Source organism: Siminovitchia sediminis, assembly GCF_042680885.1.
Classification (GTDB): Bacteria; Bacillota; Bacilli; order Bacillales; family Bacillaceae_C; genus Siminovitchia; species Siminovitchia sediminis.
Genome location: NZ_JBHUEO010000034.1, coordinates 1 through 18,621, shown reverse-complemented (window position 1 = coordinate 18,621; position 18,621 = coordinate 1). Strand labels below are relative to the sequence as shown.

13 protein-coding genes and 1 pseudogene are annotated in these 18,621 nt (G+C 44.0%); 4 read left to right on the top strand and 10 right to left on the bottom strand.

Annotated elements, in window-relative coordinates:
* Window positions 1-9: 9 nt before the first annotated feature.
* The 5 genes from ACFSCZ_RS12130 to ACFSCZ_RS12110 form a co-directional block, all read right to left on the bottom strand.
* On the bottom strand, window positions 10-1,020 hold the full coding sequence (locus tag ACFSCZ_RS12130) for a Gfo/Idh/MocA family protein (protein ID WP_380774191.1): 1,011 nt from the start codon (window positions 1,018-1,020) through the stop codon (window positions 10-12).
* A gap of 19 nt (window positions 1,021-1,039) precedes the next feature.
* Window positions 1,040-2,860, bottom strand: coding sequence for a polysaccharide biosynthesis protein (locus tag ACFSCZ_RS12125; RefSeq protein WP_380774190.1), 1,821 nt, complete (start codon window positions 2,858-2,860; stop codon window positions 1,040-1,042).
* A 355-nt stretch (window positions 2,861-3,215) separates the two neighbouring features.
* Window positions 3,216-3,983, bottom strand: coding sequence for a tyrosine-protein phosphatase (locus ACFSCZ_RS12120; RefSeq protein ID WP_380774189.1), 768 nt, complete (start codon window positions 3,981-3,983; stop codon window positions 3,216-3,218).
* Window positions 3,984-4,073: 90 nt separating this feature from the next.
* On the bottom strand, window positions 4,074-4,751 hold the full coding sequence (locus ACFSCZ_RS12115; RefSeq protein ID WP_380774205.1) for a CpsD/CapB family tyrosine-protein kinase: 678 nt from the start codon (window positions 4,749-4,751) through the stop codon (window positions 4,074-4,076).
* A 7-nt stretch (window positions 4,752-4,758) separates the two neighbouring features.
* Window positions 4,759-5,508, bottom strand: coding sequence for a YveK family protein (locus ACFSCZ_RS12110; RefSeq protein ID WP_380774188.1), 750 nt, complete (start codon window positions 5,506-5,508; stop codon window positions 4,759-4,761).
* 192 nt (window positions 5,509-5,700) lie between these two features.
* Between ACFSCZ_RS12110 and ACFSCZ_RS12105 the strand changes: the two genes are divergently transcribed.
* From ACFSCZ_RS12105 to ACFSCZ_RS12095, 3 genes are all read left to right on the top strand, one after another.
* On the top strand, window positions 5,701-6,486 hold the full coding sequence (locus ACFSCZ_RS12105) for an SGNH/GDSL hydrolase family protein (RefSeq protein ID WP_380774187.1): 786 nt from the start codon (window positions 5,701-5,703) through the stop codon (window positions 6,484-6,486).
* Window positions 6,487-7,361: 875 nt separating this feature from the next.
* Window positions 7,362-8,339, top strand: coding sequence for a nuclease-related domain-containing protein (locus ACFSCZ_RS12100; RefSeq protein ID WP_380774186.1), 978 nt, complete (start codon window positions 7,362-7,364; stop codon window positions 8,337-8,339).
* A 604-nt stretch (window positions 8,340-8,943) separates the two neighbouring features.
* Window positions 8,944-9,651: a GDSL-type esterase/lipase family protein gene (locus ACFSCZ_RS12095; protein ID WP_380774185.1), complete on the top strand. Its 708-nt coding sequence runs from the start codon at window positions 8,944-8,946 to the stop codon at window positions 9,649-9,651.
* Window positions 9,652-9,747: 96 nt separating this feature from the next.
* On the opposite strand, the gene ACFSCZ_RS12090 is transcribed toward ACFSCZ_RS12095, so the two are convergent.
* The 5 genes and pseudogenes from ACFSCZ_RS12090 to ACFSCZ_RS12070 all read right to left on the bottom strand — a co-directional run.
* A complete protein-coding gene (locus ACFSCZ_RS12090) occupies window positions 9,748-11,469 on the bottom strand; it encodes a phospho-sugar mutase (protein ID WP_380774184.1) in 1,722 nt (573 codons plus the stop codon).
* A gap of 64 nt (window positions 11,470-11,533) precedes the next feature.
* Window positions 11,534-12,892: a glucose-6-phosphate isomerase gene (locus tag ACFSCZ_RS12085; RefSeq protein ID WP_380774204.1), complete on the bottom strand. Its 1,359-nt coding sequence runs from the start codon at window positions 12,890-12,892 to the stop codon at window positions 11,534-11,536.
* An 856-nt stretch (window positions 12,893-13,748) separates the two neighbouring features.
* Window positions 13,749-14,552 carry a teichoic acids export ABC transporter ATP-binding subunit TagH gene (gene tagH, locus ACFSCZ_RS12080; protein WP_380774183.1) on the bottom strand — a complete coding sequence of 268 codons (804 nt, stop codon included), beginning with the start codon at window positions 14,550-14,552 and terminating at the stop codon, window positions 13,749-13,751.
* A 221-nt stretch (window positions 14,553-14,773) separates the two neighbouring features.
* Window positions 14,774-15,583: an ABC transporter permease gene (locus tag ACFSCZ_RS12075; protein ID WP_380774182.1), complete on the bottom strand. Its 810-nt coding sequence runs from the start codon at window positions 15,581-15,583 to the stop codon at window positions 14,774-14,776.
* Window positions 15,580-16,752, bottom strand: a pseudogene (locus tag ACFSCZ_RS12070) (CDP-glycerol glycerophosphotransferase family protein); the annotation flags it as partial. The pseudogene ACFSCZ_RS12070 and the gene ACFSCZ_RS12075, both read right to left, overlap by 4 nt.
* Before the next feature lie 87 nt (window positions 16,753-16,839).
* On the opposite strand from ACFSCZ_RS12070, the gene ACFSCZ_RS12065 reads away from it, so the two are divergent.
* On the top strand, window positions 16,840-18,372 hold the full coding sequence (locus tag ACFSCZ_RS12065) for a glycosyltransferase family 2 protein (protein WP_380774181.1): 1,533 nt from the start codon (window positions 16,840-16,842) through the stop codon (window positions 18,370-18,372).
* Window positions 18,373-18,621 lie beyond the last annotated feature (249 nt).

Sequence of the window (18,621 nt, the reverse complement as noted above, 5' to 3'; positions counted from 1 at the left end):
CGCCCCTTTTCATAATTGGATTGGCTTATTAGTGTTTGCAGACTCATAAAAACCAAGGACTAGTTCTAATGCATTTCTTCCATCTCTTCCTGTAATCGCCGGCTCTCTATTCTCCTTTACTGCCTGGATCATATCCGAAAGAATCCTTTGATGCCCTGGTATCCCCCAAGGGTCTGATTCTATTTTTTCTTTCATTGTCTTAATTTGCTCTTCTTTAAACCCCTCTATCTCTACATGTTCAAAGTAAAGGGCATTGGCACCGCCAATTTTAACCGTTCCTTTTTCACCAAAGATTGTGATGGACTCCTCATAATTTCTGGGGTATACGGTCGTTGAGGCTTGAATCGTTGCCAGAGCTCCTGATTCAAAGCGGACAACACCTGTCGAAACATCCTCAGCTTCAATTTTTCTTAACCGTGTGGCTTCCATACTAAAGACTTCTTCCGGCCTTCCCATGAACCAAAGCAACAAATCAAGGTTATGTATGGCTTGATTCATCAAAACTCCGCCATCATGTTCTTTGGTCCCTCTCCACGGTGCTTGATCATAATATTCCTGATTTCGATTCCAGTTGACAATGCAGCTGGCGTGACTTAATTTACCGAATGCCCCGCTGTCCATAATGGCTCTCAGTTCCTGAACAACAGGACGAAATCGGTTGGGGTGAACAACAGCGAGTTTTACGTCATTCTCCTCCGATGCCTTAATGATTTTATCCGTTTCTTCCATTGTCATTGCAATAGGCTTTTCCAAAACAATATGCTTTTTAGCTTTAGCCACTTGCTCTGCAATCGGAGCGTGTAAACCGCTCGGTGTACAAATGCATACTATATCAATAGAATCGTCTTTTAGTAATTCTCCTAAATCTGAGTAAGGTTCTGCTCCATACTGTTTGACATACGGCTTCATCGCTTCTCCATATTTATCACATACAGCGACAAGCTTTGCATTTTCTATGTTTTCAATTGCTGCGGCGTGTTTTTTTGCTATAAACCCGCAGCCTATGATGGCAAAATTCATAATGTATTGTAACTCCTCACTATTTAACAATTTGAAGGCGTCTTGACCCTTTGCTATTGGCAGTTTCTATCAAAATATTTTTCAAGTCTTTATTAGACCTATCCAGTAAATTATTGATCATGCAATATAAATCTCTTCTGTCTAACGGTTCCGCCTTCCCCACATGGATTTTTGGAAAGACCTGCTCCCTCTGTACTTCATTTTCATTTAGTAATTCCTCATACATTTTCTCACCAGGCCTGATACCTGTATACTCTATACCGATTTCTTCTATTGAATAACCGGAAAGTGTAATCAAGTTTTTCGCCAAATCCGCTATCTTAACTGGTTCACCCATATCCAAAACAAACACTTCCCCGCCCTGCGCAAGAGTACCTGCTTGGATGACAAGCCTTGAGGCCTCTGGGATCGTCATAAAATACCTCGTCATATCCGGATGCGTCACCGTTACCGGTCCGCCAGCTGCAATTTGCTTTTTAAACAAAGGTATAACACTGCCGCGGCTTCCAAGTACATTCCCGAAACGGACCGCAACAAACTTTGTTGAGCTTACTTTCGCCATGTTCTGGATAATCATTTCCGCAATCCGTTTGGTAGCCCCCATGACATTTGGAGGGTTGACCGCTTTGTCAGTCGAGACCAAAACGAAGGTATCTACATCAAAAGCATCCGCTGCTTCTGCCACATTTTTTGTTCCGAAGATATTGTTTTTCACTGCTTCCCTCGGATTGGCTTCCATGAGGGGTACATGTTTATGAGCAGCTGCATGATAGACAACATTCGGTTTATACTGCTCCATGACTTCCAGCATCTTTTCACGGTCCTGGATATCTGCGATGACCGGAATAATGTTTATATGCTCTCCATATTGTTGCCGGAGTTCCATATCGGTGTTATAAATGCTGTATTCCCCGTGGCCAAGAAGGATAATTTCTTTCGGAGTAAATGTACATATTTGCCGGCAGATTTCTGAGCCGATGGATCCTCCTGCCCCTGTGACCAAAACGGTTTTTCCTGTAACGGAGTCTGAAATACTTCCGATATCCAATTCAACCGGTTCTCGTCCCAGTAAGTCTTCGACTTCCACATTGCGAAGTGCACTGACTTCAACTTTCCCTGTCATGACGTCTTCCAGCAGCGGCATAATTTTAATCTCCGCTTCTGTTTGGGAACAAATTTCATAAATGCGCCGGACATCTTTCTTTGACAAAGATGGAATAGCGATGATGATGTTGGCAATTCTGCATTCATCAACGACTTTAGGTATATCTTCAATCGTTCCACATACTTTAATCCCGTACATTTCGAGCATATATTTCTTGGGGTCATCATCAACAAAGGCCACAGGCTCTTGATCTACATCCTGGTTATGTAGTAATTGTCTGGCTACGGTCGTCCCGCCGGATCCAGCCCCTACGATCAGCGTTCTAATTTTTTCGTTTTTCGGTTTAATGTAGCGATCCCTGTACATCCTCCAAGAGAACCGCGATCCCCCGATCAGCAGCATATGCAGCATCCAGGTTAGGAACAGGACTCGTATATACACATCACCTACGCCAATCAATTGAGCAACGGCCGCTGTCAGGATAGAGAAAGTCACAGCCTTTGTAATGGCTACTAATTCCCCGACACTCGCATATTCCCACGCCCGGTGATACAAATGATACCGAAAAGCAAATATATGGTGGCTGATCAATAAAATTAATGAGCTGATAAATAACAACTTTGAATAGTAGAAGTCAAAATACGGATGCAGGATGAAAAAACCGACATAAATGGAAAACAGTACAATCACGGAATCCAGCAGCATTAATAGTGGTATTCGCTTTTGATAAGTCAAGGCGCACCCCTTCTTTTCCTTGTTTTTTCAATTATTTCATTTATGTTACAATTTTCACAAACTATAACTTTTAAAAAACTTAAAAAATAAATGTCTAATGAAAACGTACACGAATGCACCCTTTCATTAGACATTTAATCATTTTTTTAAAAGATTGGGCATCTAACCCATCCTCACACCATACCCTTGACGACGAGCGTCTAAGGCTGGGAGTCTTTCCCGCCCACGGCATGGCCGAGTGTCTCCATTGATAACGGATAGGAGGCATTACCGAAAAGAAACCTGCCGACGTAACTGTGAGTTGCGTTCAGCGTTATTTATCCAATATGTCTGAGCTCTCCTGAATGAATCTTTTCTAAAACAGACCAAACAGCTTTTTCCTCTTGACTCTTTCAGGAATCTCTCTAAATATGTCTTTTCCTTCGACAATAGCTTCCGCATTATCCATAAACATAAATAAAAAGTCCGTTCCGTAATCCTTCTTTATATTCTCATAGGCTTCTTCCATTTTAAACGTACGGTTCGTCGTATTATGCGCATCAGATGCAATAAAATGAGTAAGGTTTGCTTCAATCAGGTCAGCTGTAAACTTTTGAATTTTCTTTCCAAAATAACCGACAAAGCTTGCCGCGGTGATTTGCGTAGCCGCTCCGTTTTTCACTAATTTATATAGCTTGTCCGGCTGTTCAATCAGCTCCGAGTTCCTCTCAGGGTGGACGATGACCGGTGTCAATCCCTTCATCTGCAAGTCAAATAGCAGCTGTTCCGTATAGCGCGGAACATGGCCAGACGGCAGCTCCACAAATACATAAGAAGAGATATTGGCCAGCGTGAGTATTTCGTCGCGGTCATAATCTTCAACCATGTCCCCATAAATCCGAGTTTCCTGGCCCGGTAAAATTTCCACGTTAACCTGCTCTGCTGTTAAATAATCATTTAACTCTTGAACTTTCTGTATAATATCTTCCTTGAAGTTATTGTATTTTCCATTTTGATGATGCGGCGTTGCAATGATTTTTTTAATTCCTTCTTCTCGGGCCTTTTGAGCCATCAGCAGGCTTTCGGTAAAATCTGCAGCGCCGTCATCAAGTCCTGGCAATATATGACAATGTATATCTATCAATCCGGTTCCCCCTAACAATAGATATGATATCCATATACTACCATTTTACTGGAAATTCATTTTTAGTAAATAGGGAAAATTGTCGAAAAATCAATTTGCACCATAATAGTAGTAATAACTGTTGTTTTTTGCAAACTTCTTATTATTGAGCACTACACCTAAAATCCTGCCGTTGGCACCTTCTAATAGTTCTTTCGTCTTAGCCGCTGCTTCCGTTTCCGTCTTTCCGCTGGAAATAACAAGTACGGTTCCATCACATTGGTTTGACAACACTTGAGCATCCGTTACAGCCAATACAGGAGGTGTATCAAATATAACAAGATCGTATGCATCTTTCGCTGCTTCTAAAAACTCCTTCATCCCTTTTGAACTTAATTGTTCGGAAGGGTTCGGCGGGATGGGCCCTGAAGGTAATATATGCAGGAGTTCTTCATTCGATGTTTTAACTGCATCTTTTAATTCCATTTGGCGTGTTAACACATTGGTCAGCCCAAAAGTGTTGGTAATGCCAAAAGTATAATGAACCGTGGGTTTGCGGAGATCCGCATCTACTAACAGTACACGTTTTCCCTGCTGGGCAAACACAACCGCCAAGTTGGCTGTCGTCGTTGATTTCCCTTCACCAGGTCCTGAGGATGTCACCATCAAAGTACGAATTTCTTCATCAACAGAAGAAAATTCAATGTTGGTCCGAATCGTGCGGTATTGTTCCGAGATGGGAGACCTTGGATTTAGTTTGGTTATCAGCTTGCGCCGTGTCGATTGCATAACTTTTTTATTGTTTCGAGCCAACGGTCTCACCCCTCAACTTTGGGCTTCTTTCAGCCCTCGACATTCTTTGCATATCTTGTTCTTCAAAGGTAGCAATGGCCCCAAGAACAGGAAGTTCTAATATCTTTTCGACATCTTCTTCTGTTTTCACCGTATTGTCGAGGTATTCGAGCAAGAACGCAACACCAGCCCCTGCCATTAGACCCACAACGAAGGCAATAGCGATGTTAAGAAGCGGCTGCGGTTTCACTGGTGTTGGGTTCTCGCCTGCTTCTGCTTCAGCAAGAATACTGACATTATCGACATTCATGATATCGACAATTTCTTGTTGGAATACCGCCGCTACTTTATTTGCGATTTCCGCTGCTTGGTTTGGATCAGGGTCTTGAACTGTAACGTTCACAACTTGCGAGTCTTTTTCACTTTGGACCGTAATTTTTTCATTTAATTGGCCTACGGTCATGCCCAACTTTAAATCTTCATTGACCTGCTCTAAGATCGCGGGGCTTTTGATGATCACATTATATGTATTAATTAATTGCAAATTCGTTTGGATTTCGCCCGGGTTTACGATCGGCTGATCGCTCTTTGCCTGATTCACAAGCAGCTGTGTAGAAGATTGATAGATGGGTGTAATCACAAAATAACTGACGATGCCGCTCACCAGGACAGCAGCCAGTGTGATCAGCACAATTAAATTGAGTCGCTTCCGGATGGTCTCCATCAGCTCCCTTAGACTAATAGTTTCTTCCATGTTATCCTCCTAGACAAACCATTCAATTTATGGCATGTTAAATCATAGGTTTTTTTTGTAAAATTAAAACCGCTAGTACGATTATATGTCGTATAATGGAAAAAAGCTAGATGTTTTCTGGAGAAACTATTGGGAATTTACATTTTTTTCAATTTCTTAATGTGATTTTTACAAAATAGCAGGGGGATTCAAATGCGAAGATTCGTTACGGTGATGGCAGTTTTGGCTACGGTGATATTCCTGTTTGCGGCCCACACTTATTGGAAGGGAAAAACAAGTGCAGGGACGAAGGCACCTGCAGTGACAGAAGAAGCCGTGAAGAATGTAAAGGAAAAGGAAGAGAATGTGGAATCGAAATCGGCAAATCAGGATCTTCTGACATTGGCGGACAACTGGCCGGATCAAGCGAAGGAAGGTTTAGAAAAGGCGATGGAAGAGGGTCGTGCATATAAAGTCGCCGTCGTCGGTTCTGGGTCCTTGGGTGAAGAGAATGGCGGCTGGTCCGTTATGCTGCGAGATGCGCTCGGCGAAGCGTTTGGTGACCATGTCGAAGTCGGTATCTTTGAATATGATGAACGCTCCGACGAGTTCATCAGCAACAGCCGCCATAATGAAGTGGCGGAGTTTGAACCTGACTTCGTCTTGTTCGAGCCGTTTACCTTGATGGATAATGGCAATGTGGAAGTCGAAGACAACCATGAGAATATTCAAACGTTTGTAGACGCCGTCAGGGAGGCAGTTGTAGTGCTGCAGCCGCCCCACCCCATTCATGACGCGACATTCTATCCGGCGCAGGTGAACGATTTGAAGACCTTTGCAGAAGACGAGGATCTGGTCTACTTGGATCACTGGCCGGAGTGGCCGGATGTAGAGGATGAGGAGCTGCGTTCCTATTTGCAGGAGGATCAGGGTGCTCCGAATGAGAAGGGACATGAGTTGTGGTTTGAGTATTTGAAGGGATATTTTATTGCGGAGTGAGGCCCGGCCCCGGTGGGGGCGGGCTTTTTTGTGTTGGGAGGGGGGATCTGCGAGTATTCGCCTGAAGGTGGAGAGTATTCCTCTGAAGGTGGAGAATATTTTTCAAATCTGAAGAGTAACGAACGCAATGTGAAGAGTATTCCATAAATGTTGAGAGTATTGACCACGATGTCAAGAGTAAGGGAGGTTCAGCCACAGGCTGAACCCGTCCTTTTTCATGGGTGGTTCTTTTCTTTTTGCGGTCGCGCGTACAACTTTAAAGAGTATTCCATTAATTATGAAGAGTATTTTTGACTTTTGAAGAGTATTTTTAAATCTTGAAGAGTAACGAACGCAATGTGAAGAGTATTCCATAAATGTTGAGAGTATTGACCACGATGTCAAGAGTAAGGCAGGTTCAGCCACGGGCTGAACCCGTCCTTTTTCATGGGTGGTTCTTTTCTTTTTGCGGTCGCGCGTACAACTTTAAAGAGTATTCCATTAATTATGAAGAGTATTTTTGACTTTTGAAGAGTATTCTTCAAATCTGAAGAGTAACGAACGCAATGTGAAGAGTATTCCATAAATGTTGAGAGTATTGACCACGATGTCAAGAGTAAGGCAGGTTCAGCCACGGGCTGAACCCGTCCTTTTTCATGGGTGATTCTTTTCTTTTTGCGGTCGCGCTTACAACTTTAAAGAGTATTCCATTAATTGTGAAGAGTATTTTTGACTTTTGAAGAGTATTTTTAAATCTTGAAGAGTAACGAACGCAATGTAACAAGTATTTTATAAATGTTGAGAGTATTTTCCAGCTGACCTGTCCATTTTATATAAGGAGGATTATGAGGTAATATGTCGAATGTGTTTATTATAAAAGAAAATGAGGTGGTACATTGGTTAAGAAACACAGAAAGTTTCCAATTGCTATTTTGATGCTGGAGGCACTTCTGCGCAGACTTCACCCGCAACATCCAAGCCGAGCAAAAATCAAGTTCGATTTAAGAGTCAGGAGGTCTGGATATTATGGGGAAACGCAGTTGGATTATCATATGGCCCATCTCCCTCGCAAAAACCACTATATTTTTCATGACCTTCGACTTCCCCTTACGAACAAAGATTTTTTTCAAATCGATTCACTTCTTTTATCTAGTAGTTATTTTATGATTTATGAAGCGAAAAATCATGCCGGCACCTTAACTTTTGAAGAGCAGCAGATGTTGCAAACGTATGAAGGCTACACCGAATCCTATCCCAACCCCATTGTGCAGGCAGAAAACCAGCAGTATCATATGGAAAAATTCATTGGAAAACACTTCGGCTTCACTCTTCCCGGCACCTCGTTCGTGGTCGTTACAAATCCTTCATCCATTATCAAGTTTGCTACCCATTACGAGCAGATCGCCAGCCGAAAAGTGATACGCCCTTTAGCCATTCGGCAAAAGTCGGAAGGGTTTTGGGATCACCATCCAATCCCCCTCCTTTCCCATGCAAATCTTCAAAAGTTGTGCCGCCTTCTCCTAAAGTTACACACCCCATTAAACACAAACATTTTCAAAACCTTCGATGTGAAAAAAAGCGATATACTGCCTGGAGTCTTTTGTTCGAATTGCCAATCTTTGTCCATGGCAAGGGTTTTTGGTACATGGAAATGCCGAAGATGCAGGTATTTAGATAAACATGCTCATATTCCGGCTCTCGCCGATTATTATCTTTTAAATGGAGATACTATTACAAACCGGCAGCTCCGCCAATTTCTTCAGTTGGATTCTGTGACTGTGGCTACCAACCTGCTGGGCGCACTGAGATTGCCGTTTGATGGAACCTTTAAGGATCGAAAATATTATCTATCGCTCGAACGATTAAGAAATTAAAATTGAAAAGATCGCTGGAAACAGAAGAGTATTTTGAAAAGTGAAGAGTATCTCTGGAAACAGAAGAGTATTTTAAAAAAAGAGTATTCCCAAGAACTGAAGAGTATTTCTAAAAATACGGAGAGTATTCTTAAAAAGTGAAGAGTATTTTATAAAAAAGAAGAGTACTCCCAAGAACTGAAGAGTATTTCTAAAAATATGAGAGTATTCTTGAATAGTGAAGAGTATTTTATAAAAAAGAAGAGTATTCCCAAGAACTGAAGAGTATTTCTAAAAATACGGAGAGTATTCTTAAAAAGTGAAGAGTATTTTATAAAAAAAGAGTATTCCCAAGAACTGGAGAGTATTTCTAAAAATATGAGAGTATTCTTAAAAAGTGAAGAGTATTTTATAAAAAAGAAGAGTACTCCCAAGAACTGAAGAGTATTTCTAAAAATACGAGAGTGAACTTGAAAAAGTCAAGAGTATTTTATAAAAATGAAGAGTATTTCTATCATTTGAAGAGTATCCGTTGGTACGAAACTTCCTCCCTGCCACAAAAATATTTTTCCTCGATAAGCCAATGTATGTTACTCTTGTACCATCAACAATTCAGAGGTGCACCATGAACACTAAGATGAAGCGCATTTTATATATTTCAATTGCAGTAAATATATTGCTCGTTTTGCTCATAGTCCTCCCTTTCCTTAAAAATGATACAGCGGATGCCGTGGTTCAGAAATTGAATGGTGTTCAGAGGTTACAGTTTCACTCCTATGAGAGGACCACTTTGTTTGACGAGCTGCCCATCCCGACCGATGCCACTGTTTTTTTAGGCGACAGCTTGACGTTCCGCACAGAGTGGAGTGAGCTTTTTCCTGAAAAAACGGTGATTAACCGGGGGATTGGCGGAGATACGACAGAAGGTGTTCTGGAACGGCTGGATGATGTGACCCAGGCGGATCCGAAGCAGATTTTTCTACTGATTGGCGTGAACGATTTGAAGAGGAAAAGTGTTGCTTCTACGATTCATAATTACGAAAGGATTGTCCAGCGCATTCAAACGGAGTCTCCGGAGACAGAGCTTTTTATCCAGAGCCTGCTCCCTGTTGATAATCATAAATATGGCGACGTCGTTTCCAACGATAAAATCAGACAATTGAACAAAGAGCTGCGTTTATTGGCAGAGGATTTCGGCGTTACCTTTATTGATCTCTATTCTGTTTTCGAAGAGAATGGGCAGCTGCCTGAGATGTATACGGCAGACGGGATTCATTTGACGGGGAAAGGCTATATCCTCTGGAGAGAGACCATTAAAGAATATGTTAGGTAGGGTTTAGCTGGGCTGAACCCTACTTTTTTTATGAGCCCAAGGTTAAATACTATTAGTCGGCGCTTGGACCAATTCGCGGTGAAACCTCAGCTCCTGTTACCTAAAACATTCGACAAAATCCGAGGAATTTCGGGGCGTGACAGGCACCGCCCGAAAAACTGCTGCCTCCAGCGCTCTCAGCTTTTCCACGCTTTCCTCCATGGAGCCTCCTTTGACGCCGAAGTAGAATTTGCATTTCGGCTCGGTTCCCGACGGCCGGATACAGAACCAGGATTTGTCCGCCAGTTTGAATTTCAGGACGTTTTCTTTTGGCAGCTGGATGGCTGTTTTTTCTCCGCTCGGGAGATGCAGCGATTCTCCCTTTAAATAATCTTCCACCATCACAACGCCCATGTGAGCAGGCAACGCCTGCCGAAACGTGTCCATGATCCGGCGGATTTGCTCAGCCCCCTCTTGTCCTTCGAGCTGAATAGATGTCAATGACTCCTGATAATAGCCGTATTCCTCAAACAGCCCCATTAATGCTTCATATAAGGATTTTCCTTGTCGCTTAAAAAATGCTGCCACCTCTGCGATAAAAATAGCGGCCTGGACGGCGTCCTTGTCACGGACAAAATCTCGTATCAAATAGCCATAGCTTTCCTCATAGCCAAATAAAAATTGATATTCTGCTGTACGCTCAAAATGGGCTATTTTTTCAGCAATGTATTTGAAGCCCGTTAAGGTTTCAAATGTTTCAACCCCGAAATCCGCGGCAATGGCTCTTCCAAAGTCAGATGTAACAATCGTTTGGATCATCGCCCCCTTGTTGACAAAGGGGCTTTGCTTCAACAAATAATCAAGCATCAGTGCTCCAACTTGGTTTCCGGTCAAAACCGTATACTGGCCCTCATCATTTTTCACTGCAACGCCCAGCCGGTCCGCATCCGGGTCTGTCGCCAGCAAAAGATCCGCATCGACCTTCTCTCCATATTGGATAGCCAGCTTAAAGGCATCGTGTTCCTCCGGATTCGGAGAGGAAACGGTTGAAAAATCAGGATCGGGGTGCATCTGTTCTTTTACTAACGTGAGATTGAAAAAGCCGGCTTCAGTCAACCCTTTTCGGACCAGGGGAGCAGCCGTCCCGTGCAATGGCGTGAACACAATCGTTACATCTTTTTGACCCTTCTGTAGCCGTGTCGAAGCCAGCGCATTGAGATAGGCATTGTCGATCTGCTTGCCTATGTATGTGAGCAATCCGCGCTGCAGCAGCTCTTTTTCCGTTGGAGGGTCAAAGTATAACTCCGATTCCATCTGATCCATTTCTCTAACAATATGGCCGGCTGCCTCTGGCAAAAGCTGCGCCCCATCCTCCCCATACACTTTCAGGCCATTGTATTGGGGAGGATTGTGGCTGGCCGTGATCATGATGCCGGCGGACGTCCCAAGATAACGAACAGCAAAAGACAGCAAAGGAGTAGGGCGGAGTTCCTTAAAAAGATAGCTCCGAATGCCATACATGCCAAGAATTCTTGCTGATTCCAGGGCAAACTCCGCCGACATATGCCGGCAATCGTGGGCGATCACCACTCCCTTTCCCATGGCCTCCTCGCCTTTTTCGGTGAGTAGCTCGGCAAGACCGGCCACCGCTTTGCGGATAGTGTATACATTCATACAGTTTGTGCCCGGTCCAAGGATACCGCGCATACCAGCGGTGCCAAACTTCAAATCCTTGTAAAAACATTCCTCAGGATTCAGATGATTCTCCAGCTCTTTCCGCAAAGGATCGTCGGGCGGAAGATGCGTCAGCCAATGCTCCAATTTGTTCTTCCAGTTCATGAGATTCATACCTTTCTTATTTGGGATTGAAAGTCCGGACGGACACGCCATTAGCTATGCTGCCCTACACTTTTTCAAACGTTCCCAAATAGCGTTGCTTCAGCTCATCCATTCTTTGTTCGTAGCCGGGCTTTTCCAGTAAAGCAAACATGTTCGTTTTATACTTTTCGACCCCGGACTGGTCGAATGGGTTTACTCCATGCAAGTGGCCGCTCATGGCACAGGCCTTTTTTAAAAAATAAACGAGGTACCCAAATGTGAAGGCGTTGATCTGCGGGATATCGATCAAAAGATTCGGTACACCGCCGTCGGTATGTGCCATGCGAACACCTTCCAACGCCTGTTTATTGATATAGTCCAAGGTTTTTCCTGAAAGAAAATTCAAGCCGTCCATGTTGTCATGATCTTTTTCAATCGTCACGTTGAGTGCCGGCCGCTGAACTTTAATAACTGTTTCAAACAGTTCGCGCCGGCCTTCCTGAACGTACTGCCCAAGTGAATGAAGGTCCGTGGAATATTCGACGGCCGCCGGGAAAATTCCCTGCTGCTGCTTTCCTTCACTTTCTCCAAACAGCTGCTTCCACCATTCCGCAAGGAAATGCAGACAAGGTTCATAGTGTACAAACAGCTCGATCGTCTTGCCTTTTTTATATAAAAGATTGCGGATGACGGCATACTGATACGCAGTGTTTTCATTCAGCAGCGGAGTATTTAATTCCGAGCGCGCCAGTTCTGCGCCTGCCATCATTTGTTCAAGATCCACGCCGCTCACGGCAATTGGCAGAAGGCCGACCGGCGTTAAAACAGAATACCGGCCGCCGATATTGTCGGGTATCACGAAGGTTTCGTAGCCCTCTTGGTCTGCCAGTGTTTTCAGTACTCCTTGTTTCCGGTCTGTCGTCACAAAGATTCGCTCGTTTGCTTTCGCCTTGCCGTATTTTTCTTCAAGTATGTTGCGAAAAATACGAAAGGCGATCGCAGGTTCCATCGTGGTACCTGATTTGGATATGACATTAATGGAAAAATCTTGATCGCGAAGCAGCTCTGCCAGCTCCGCTATGTACACTGGACTGAAGTGATGTCCGACATAATAGATTTGCGGTGTTTTCCTCCGCTCAGGGGGCAGATCGTTGTAAAAGTGATGATTCAGCATCTCAATGGCAGCGCGCGCCCCGAGATACGAACCGCCTACGCCTATGACAAGTAGGACATCACTTTGTTTTTGAATTTTGGCCGCGGCCTCCTGGATCCGCCGGAACTCTGCTCGATCGTACTCTGCCGGCAGGTCCACCCAGCCCAGCATCTTCCCCTGAATCTGATGTAGCCGGTCATGGATAAACGTCACGGTTTCCTGAGCTTGGTACATCTCTTTTTCATGAATAAAACCAAGGGCACTCGTATAATCCAGATCAATATAAGCCAGTGTGCGTTACCTCCTTTTTGTTCTTGATAAAGAACATCATGGGTAAAAAATTAACACGCTATTATTGCGGGTCGTATTGTTCTTTATAAAGAACAATTTAAACCTATTATAAAGCATGCCTTTGCAAAAAGGAAGGATTATTTTTAAAAAATGTAGATTGAATTTTGGATAGGCCTGGGGATTCTTGTACAGTTTTCATCGGACTGCGGGAGGCAGTATTTATAATTTGTAGGATAGTATTTCCTCTTCCTTGAACAGTATCTTTGCACAGGTTCCGCGGGCACTTGGGCAGTATTTCTGAACTCCGGACAATATTCCCGACCAATGGACAGTATTTCTGGTTTGTTGGATAGTATCTCCTTTTCCTTGATAGTATCTATCCCCGCCTGGACAGTATTTGTTTACGTACAAACAGTATCTCTAATCCTTAGATATGATTCGGCAGTACCTGGAAAATATTTCTCAAAGCCCAACAGTATCCGCTGGAGTTTTGACAGTATTTCCGGCTTAGAATAGTATTCGCCGGCCGCGGCAGGATTTACGGCTCTTGAATAGTTTTTCTCATTCAATGGACAGTATCTGCGGATTCTTGGGCAGTGTTTCTGAACTCCGGACAATATTCCCGACCAATGGACAGTATTTCTGATTTGTTGTACCGCATTTCCGACCTCCGGACAATATTCCCTGCCCACGGAGGACTGCATTTCCGACCTCCGGACAGCGCTTAGACAGTATTTCCGCAATCCCGACAGTATATTCCAGCCCGCCGACAGTATTTCCCAGGAAAGTTTCTTATTCCCCGCGTCAGCCGGACAACTCTTTATATTCGCCAAATCTTGAGCAGGAATCCCACCCCTTATTTGACAATTGCCGGAGAGTGACTGGCACTTGTCCTTTGTTCTTTGTACTCTTCCCTCTCCTTCGCTGACATTTTTCTGTACTGATTCAGGAATTCCTCATACCGCGGCAGAATTTCATCGACAGTACCGAAGTCTCTCACGGTTCCGTATTCGAGCCAAAGGATTTTGTCGCAGAATCGCTTCATTTGTCCCAAGGAGTGACTGACGAAAATCATCGTTTTCCCGGCTCGCTTGAATTCGTTCATTTTCTCCAAGCTTTTTTCAGCAAAGGCTTTGTCGCCGACAGATAAGGCTTCATCAATGATAAGGATGTCCGGGTCGATGTTGACGGAGATGGAAAATCCCAGGCGTGAACGCATCCCGCTCGAGTAAGATTTAACCGGCTGATCGATGAATTTTCCAATCTCGGAAAATTCAATGATGTCCGGCTCCAGCTCCTTAATTTCTTGTCTTGAAAAGCCCAGCATCAGCAGTTTTAGTTCAATATTATCCCTGCCGGACAGGTCACCGTTTAATCCGGCAGCGACAGCGATCAAGGAGGCTTGCCCATTAATTTCGACGCTTCCCGACGTTTCGGGCACGATCCCGGCGACGATGTTGGCCAAGGTTGATTTCCCCGAACCGTTCATGCCGACAAATCCGATGGAGTCCCCTCTCTCACCCTCAAAGCTCACGCCGGCCAATGCATAAAAGTCCTCTCCGTAGCTTTTGGGTAAAATGAGATCGAGGATACGCTCCTTATTACTGCTGTACAGCTTGTATTTTTTTGTTATGTCTTTCACAATAATGGCTTTTTCCATATCCATCCCCGCTTCTATAAATTTTATCTGGCGATTTCTAACCTTACTATGTTCACCTGGACCCTTTCCACATTAGCTCGTGGCGCTTCTTTTAATCCATTCCATTTAGGAACCCGTACCTGACGGACCTGAACCAATCCGCTTGTGAAGCTCTTCACGAGAGCCGCAATAACATCTGGCTGAGTACTTACGACATTCTTCCCTATAAGCATTCCATTGACCTATAAATAGTCTATGAAATGCCGCCGGAATTTCATGTGGATTTTGGCACCAAATAAAAATAGTACAAGCACGACTGCCCAGAAATAGAGGCTATACTGCCAATGCTCAAGAAAATACCACTCCGTGCCGAACAATGCAGCTCGGTAGCCTTCAATCAAATAATAGAGTGGATTCAGCTTCAGGATGGTCAGCAAAGGCTCATCCAATATGGTCAGCTGCCACAAAACCGGTGACAGGTACAGCAACATCCGCAGGGTTGCGTTTAAAAACATATGGACGTCCCGGATCAATGTGGACAAGGTCGAAGTGATCAACGAAATAGCAAAGACCAAGCAAAATGAGGCAAAAATAAAATAAAGGATCTGCGCAAAATACACGCTCACGTAATAGCCGCCCAGCTGAAAAATGATGAACGTGACGGCCAGCAGGACGAGATGTGTATAAAATTGGGCAAAAATCGGTATGGCCGGAATGACGCTCATGGGAAAATTCATTTTTGAAAGCATCCGCAGCCTCGTGTAGACCGACTTAGACCCTTGAATCGTCGACTGGTAGAAAAACGTCCATAAAATGAAGCCGCCCAGCAGCCAAAAAATAAAGGGAACTTCAAAACCGGGCACGACCTCAATCCCGGCCCGCTGACGAATGCTTCCGAATACGAACCAGTAAATTAATATTTGGATCAAGGGATTGAGAAATTCCCACGTCATTCCCAGATAGTTGCTTTTATTCTTGCTTTTGATTTCGTACAGGGACAACCGGCGAACCAGGTAAAAGTTGTCGATGAGTTCTTTGATGACGGCGATCATTGAAAAATTTCCTTTACCACGTGCTCACTCGCCTTCCCGTTTTCCAGACAGCAAAATTTTTGATAAAAATGGTCAGGTGCCGCAGCGCCGCGCCGAATTTCTTCAATCAACTCCTCTGTTGTTTTGACGAGCGGTCCCGGCGCTTCTTTTTCAAAATCAAAATAAAACCCGCGCAGCTGGTCCCGATACTCCTCTATGTCATGAACAAAAAAGATCATTGGGCGCTTCAAGTTTGCATAATCAAAAAAGACGGAAGAATAATCCGTGACAAGCATATCAGAAATAAGATACAAATCGCGGATATCCTCATAGGAAGAGACATCGTACGCAAAGCCTTCATATCCCGACAAATTCAGATACTCCGAAATTAAATAATGAAACCTCAGAAGAATCACATACTCCTGCCCCAGCTCATTTTTTAGCTGATCCAAATCCAGCTTGAGGTCAAATTTATATCGTCCTTTGGAATAATACTGATTATCCCGCCATGTCGGCGCGTATAAAATGACTTTCTTATCAGCAGGGATTCCAACTTTCCGTTTAATTTCATCGACGGTCTTTTCATGATTCGCGTTAATTAAAAAGTCGTTACGCGGATAGCCCGATTCAATCATTTTTTTCTTAAAATCAAACGCCCGCCGGAAAATCTCCGTGGAATAGGCATTTGGCGAGATTAAGTAATCCCACTTGGCTGATTCTCTTGTAAAATTACGTTTGTACTTTTTCGTATTCGTCCCGGGCATATGTACCTGGTCGATATCGAGACCGAGCTTCTTTAATGGAGTGCCATGCCACGTTTGGACATATACGGTCTGTGGTGATTTGGCGATCCAAAGCGGCAGCCGGGAATTCACCACCCAATATTTCGCCCGGGTCATCTTGAACAGCCAGTTAACGGAAAACCTCCGGACAATTTGGATCGGGTGATCCTTCAAATCCTGTACCTTTCTTTTATCCACGCTCCAGTACATCTTGTATTCCGGATGATATTCCTGCAAATACTCATAAATTGCCCGGGGATTGCAGCTGTATTGTTTACCATGAAAGCTTTCAAAGATAATGAGTTTTTCATCTTTGGGCAGTAAAGCTTCCAGAAGCATAAACGTCTTTTTATATAGTTTTTGAAGGCGTTTTTTCATTTTCTTTTTCATATTCATCACCACACATACACCAAGTATATCCAATGATGGAAATGTTTATAAAAACTGCAGAATGAAAATAATGATAACAGGATTTTTATTGAACGGAGGTTGAAGATGCTTAGCTTTCTTACAAGGATTTTTTCAAATAAAGAAGAAGAAAAAAAGATGACATATAATGAGGACGGTTATTATATCCATCCGACAAACCGTCCTGACAACCCAAAAGTGTCCGTAATTATGCCTGTATACAATTCGGAAAAGACGCTGCGGAAAACGATTGATTCCGTTCTTAACCAGACCATCGGGTTTAGCGAAATTGAATTTTTGATCATTGATGATAAGTCGACTGACAATTCCCGCTCAATCATCCTTGATTATGCGGGTGCTTATCCGAATATCGTTCCAATTTTTTTCAAACATAATAACGGCTCGCCCGCAACGCCAAGAAATACCGGCATTGAGCTGGCAAAAGGAACGTATACGATGTTCATCGATTCGGACGATTGGCTGAGCCCGGACGGAATTCGATCTCTTTACGATTTGCTGGAAAAAACAGGTGATCCGTACGCGATCGGCCGGACCATCAAGGTGGAAGACAATAAACTCGTGGTTACCGGGGAGTACAACAGCTGCGAATACCGGGAATCAATCGATCCGTGCTCCATCCCGCATATTTTTCAACATTTGGGGCCAACAGCTCGAATGATGCGAACGCAATTTTTAAAAGACCACAACTGCCGCTTCCCGGATATGAAATTTGCGGAAGACAAGCAATTTTTCATCGATGTCCTGACGAACTGCCCGAGTATATCTACAACAAAAGACGTCATCTATTACGTCAACCGGTTCAGAGACAATAAGAGCCTTGTCGGTTCGACGACCATTTTTGAAAAAACGGACACCAACCTGGAAGTAATTAAGCATGTCATCCAAAAAGGGCTGCCGGAACATATTGAGCGGATGGTGCTGAACCGCCTGTATGAGTTTGACTGTATTACCCGATTGTTTAACAGACACCATTTCTTAAGGTCTTTTCGCAAGGACAAGTATTATGCGAAATTTCGAGAGGTTCTCGAGACGACGGAAGGCCTGCGATACGATTTCACGGAGAATTTTTTTGAGCCGTGGCACAAAGTTTTGGTGGAGTTATTTAAGGAGAAAAGATTTACCGACATTGTGACGTTAATCGAATGGAGCTTGAAAGACACCACAAAGGAAACCGTCATTCGGGAAGACGGCCTCCCTTACTACCGGCTTCCGCTGGAGGCGCCCTATGAATTTGCGCGGATCAACATGCTGGCGGTTTATAAGGAGCATCAGAAAACGGACGATCGCTTCGTATTGCGGGTGAACATTTATGGCGATGATCTGGACAAAGTGAACTGCTTCGTCATCCGGCAGCGGGACAACGAAATGAACGAAACCGTGCTGCCGATGAATCGGACAGATACCAATTTATTTGAAGTGAATATTCCGCTGCACCAGCTGGCTGAATTGGAGTCCGCCAGCCATACGATGTTCATCCGCTACTGGGACTACCGGAAACTCCATATCAAAATGAACACCCGGAGAATCTTTCAGTACAGCGGAAGAAAAATGGACTTCTATACGACCATCGGAGATAACTTCGGGGTGAAGGTGGAGTAGATGCGGCGGGTGCTTTTTCGACAGGTGCCTGGCACGCCCCGGAATTCCTTCGACAGGTGCCTGGCACGCCCCGGAATTCCTCGAAGTTTGTCGAATTAATACAGACCTTCAAGCCCTTCAAACGGGGCTGTCTAAATAGCCCCTAAAATAAATCAGGAGGAGAAAACCGAATCGTTTTTCTCCTCCTGATTTTGCATTTGTGGGCTTTTTTCCTAAAAGCAGCTGGCGGATGCCCGCCACTTTCAGGAA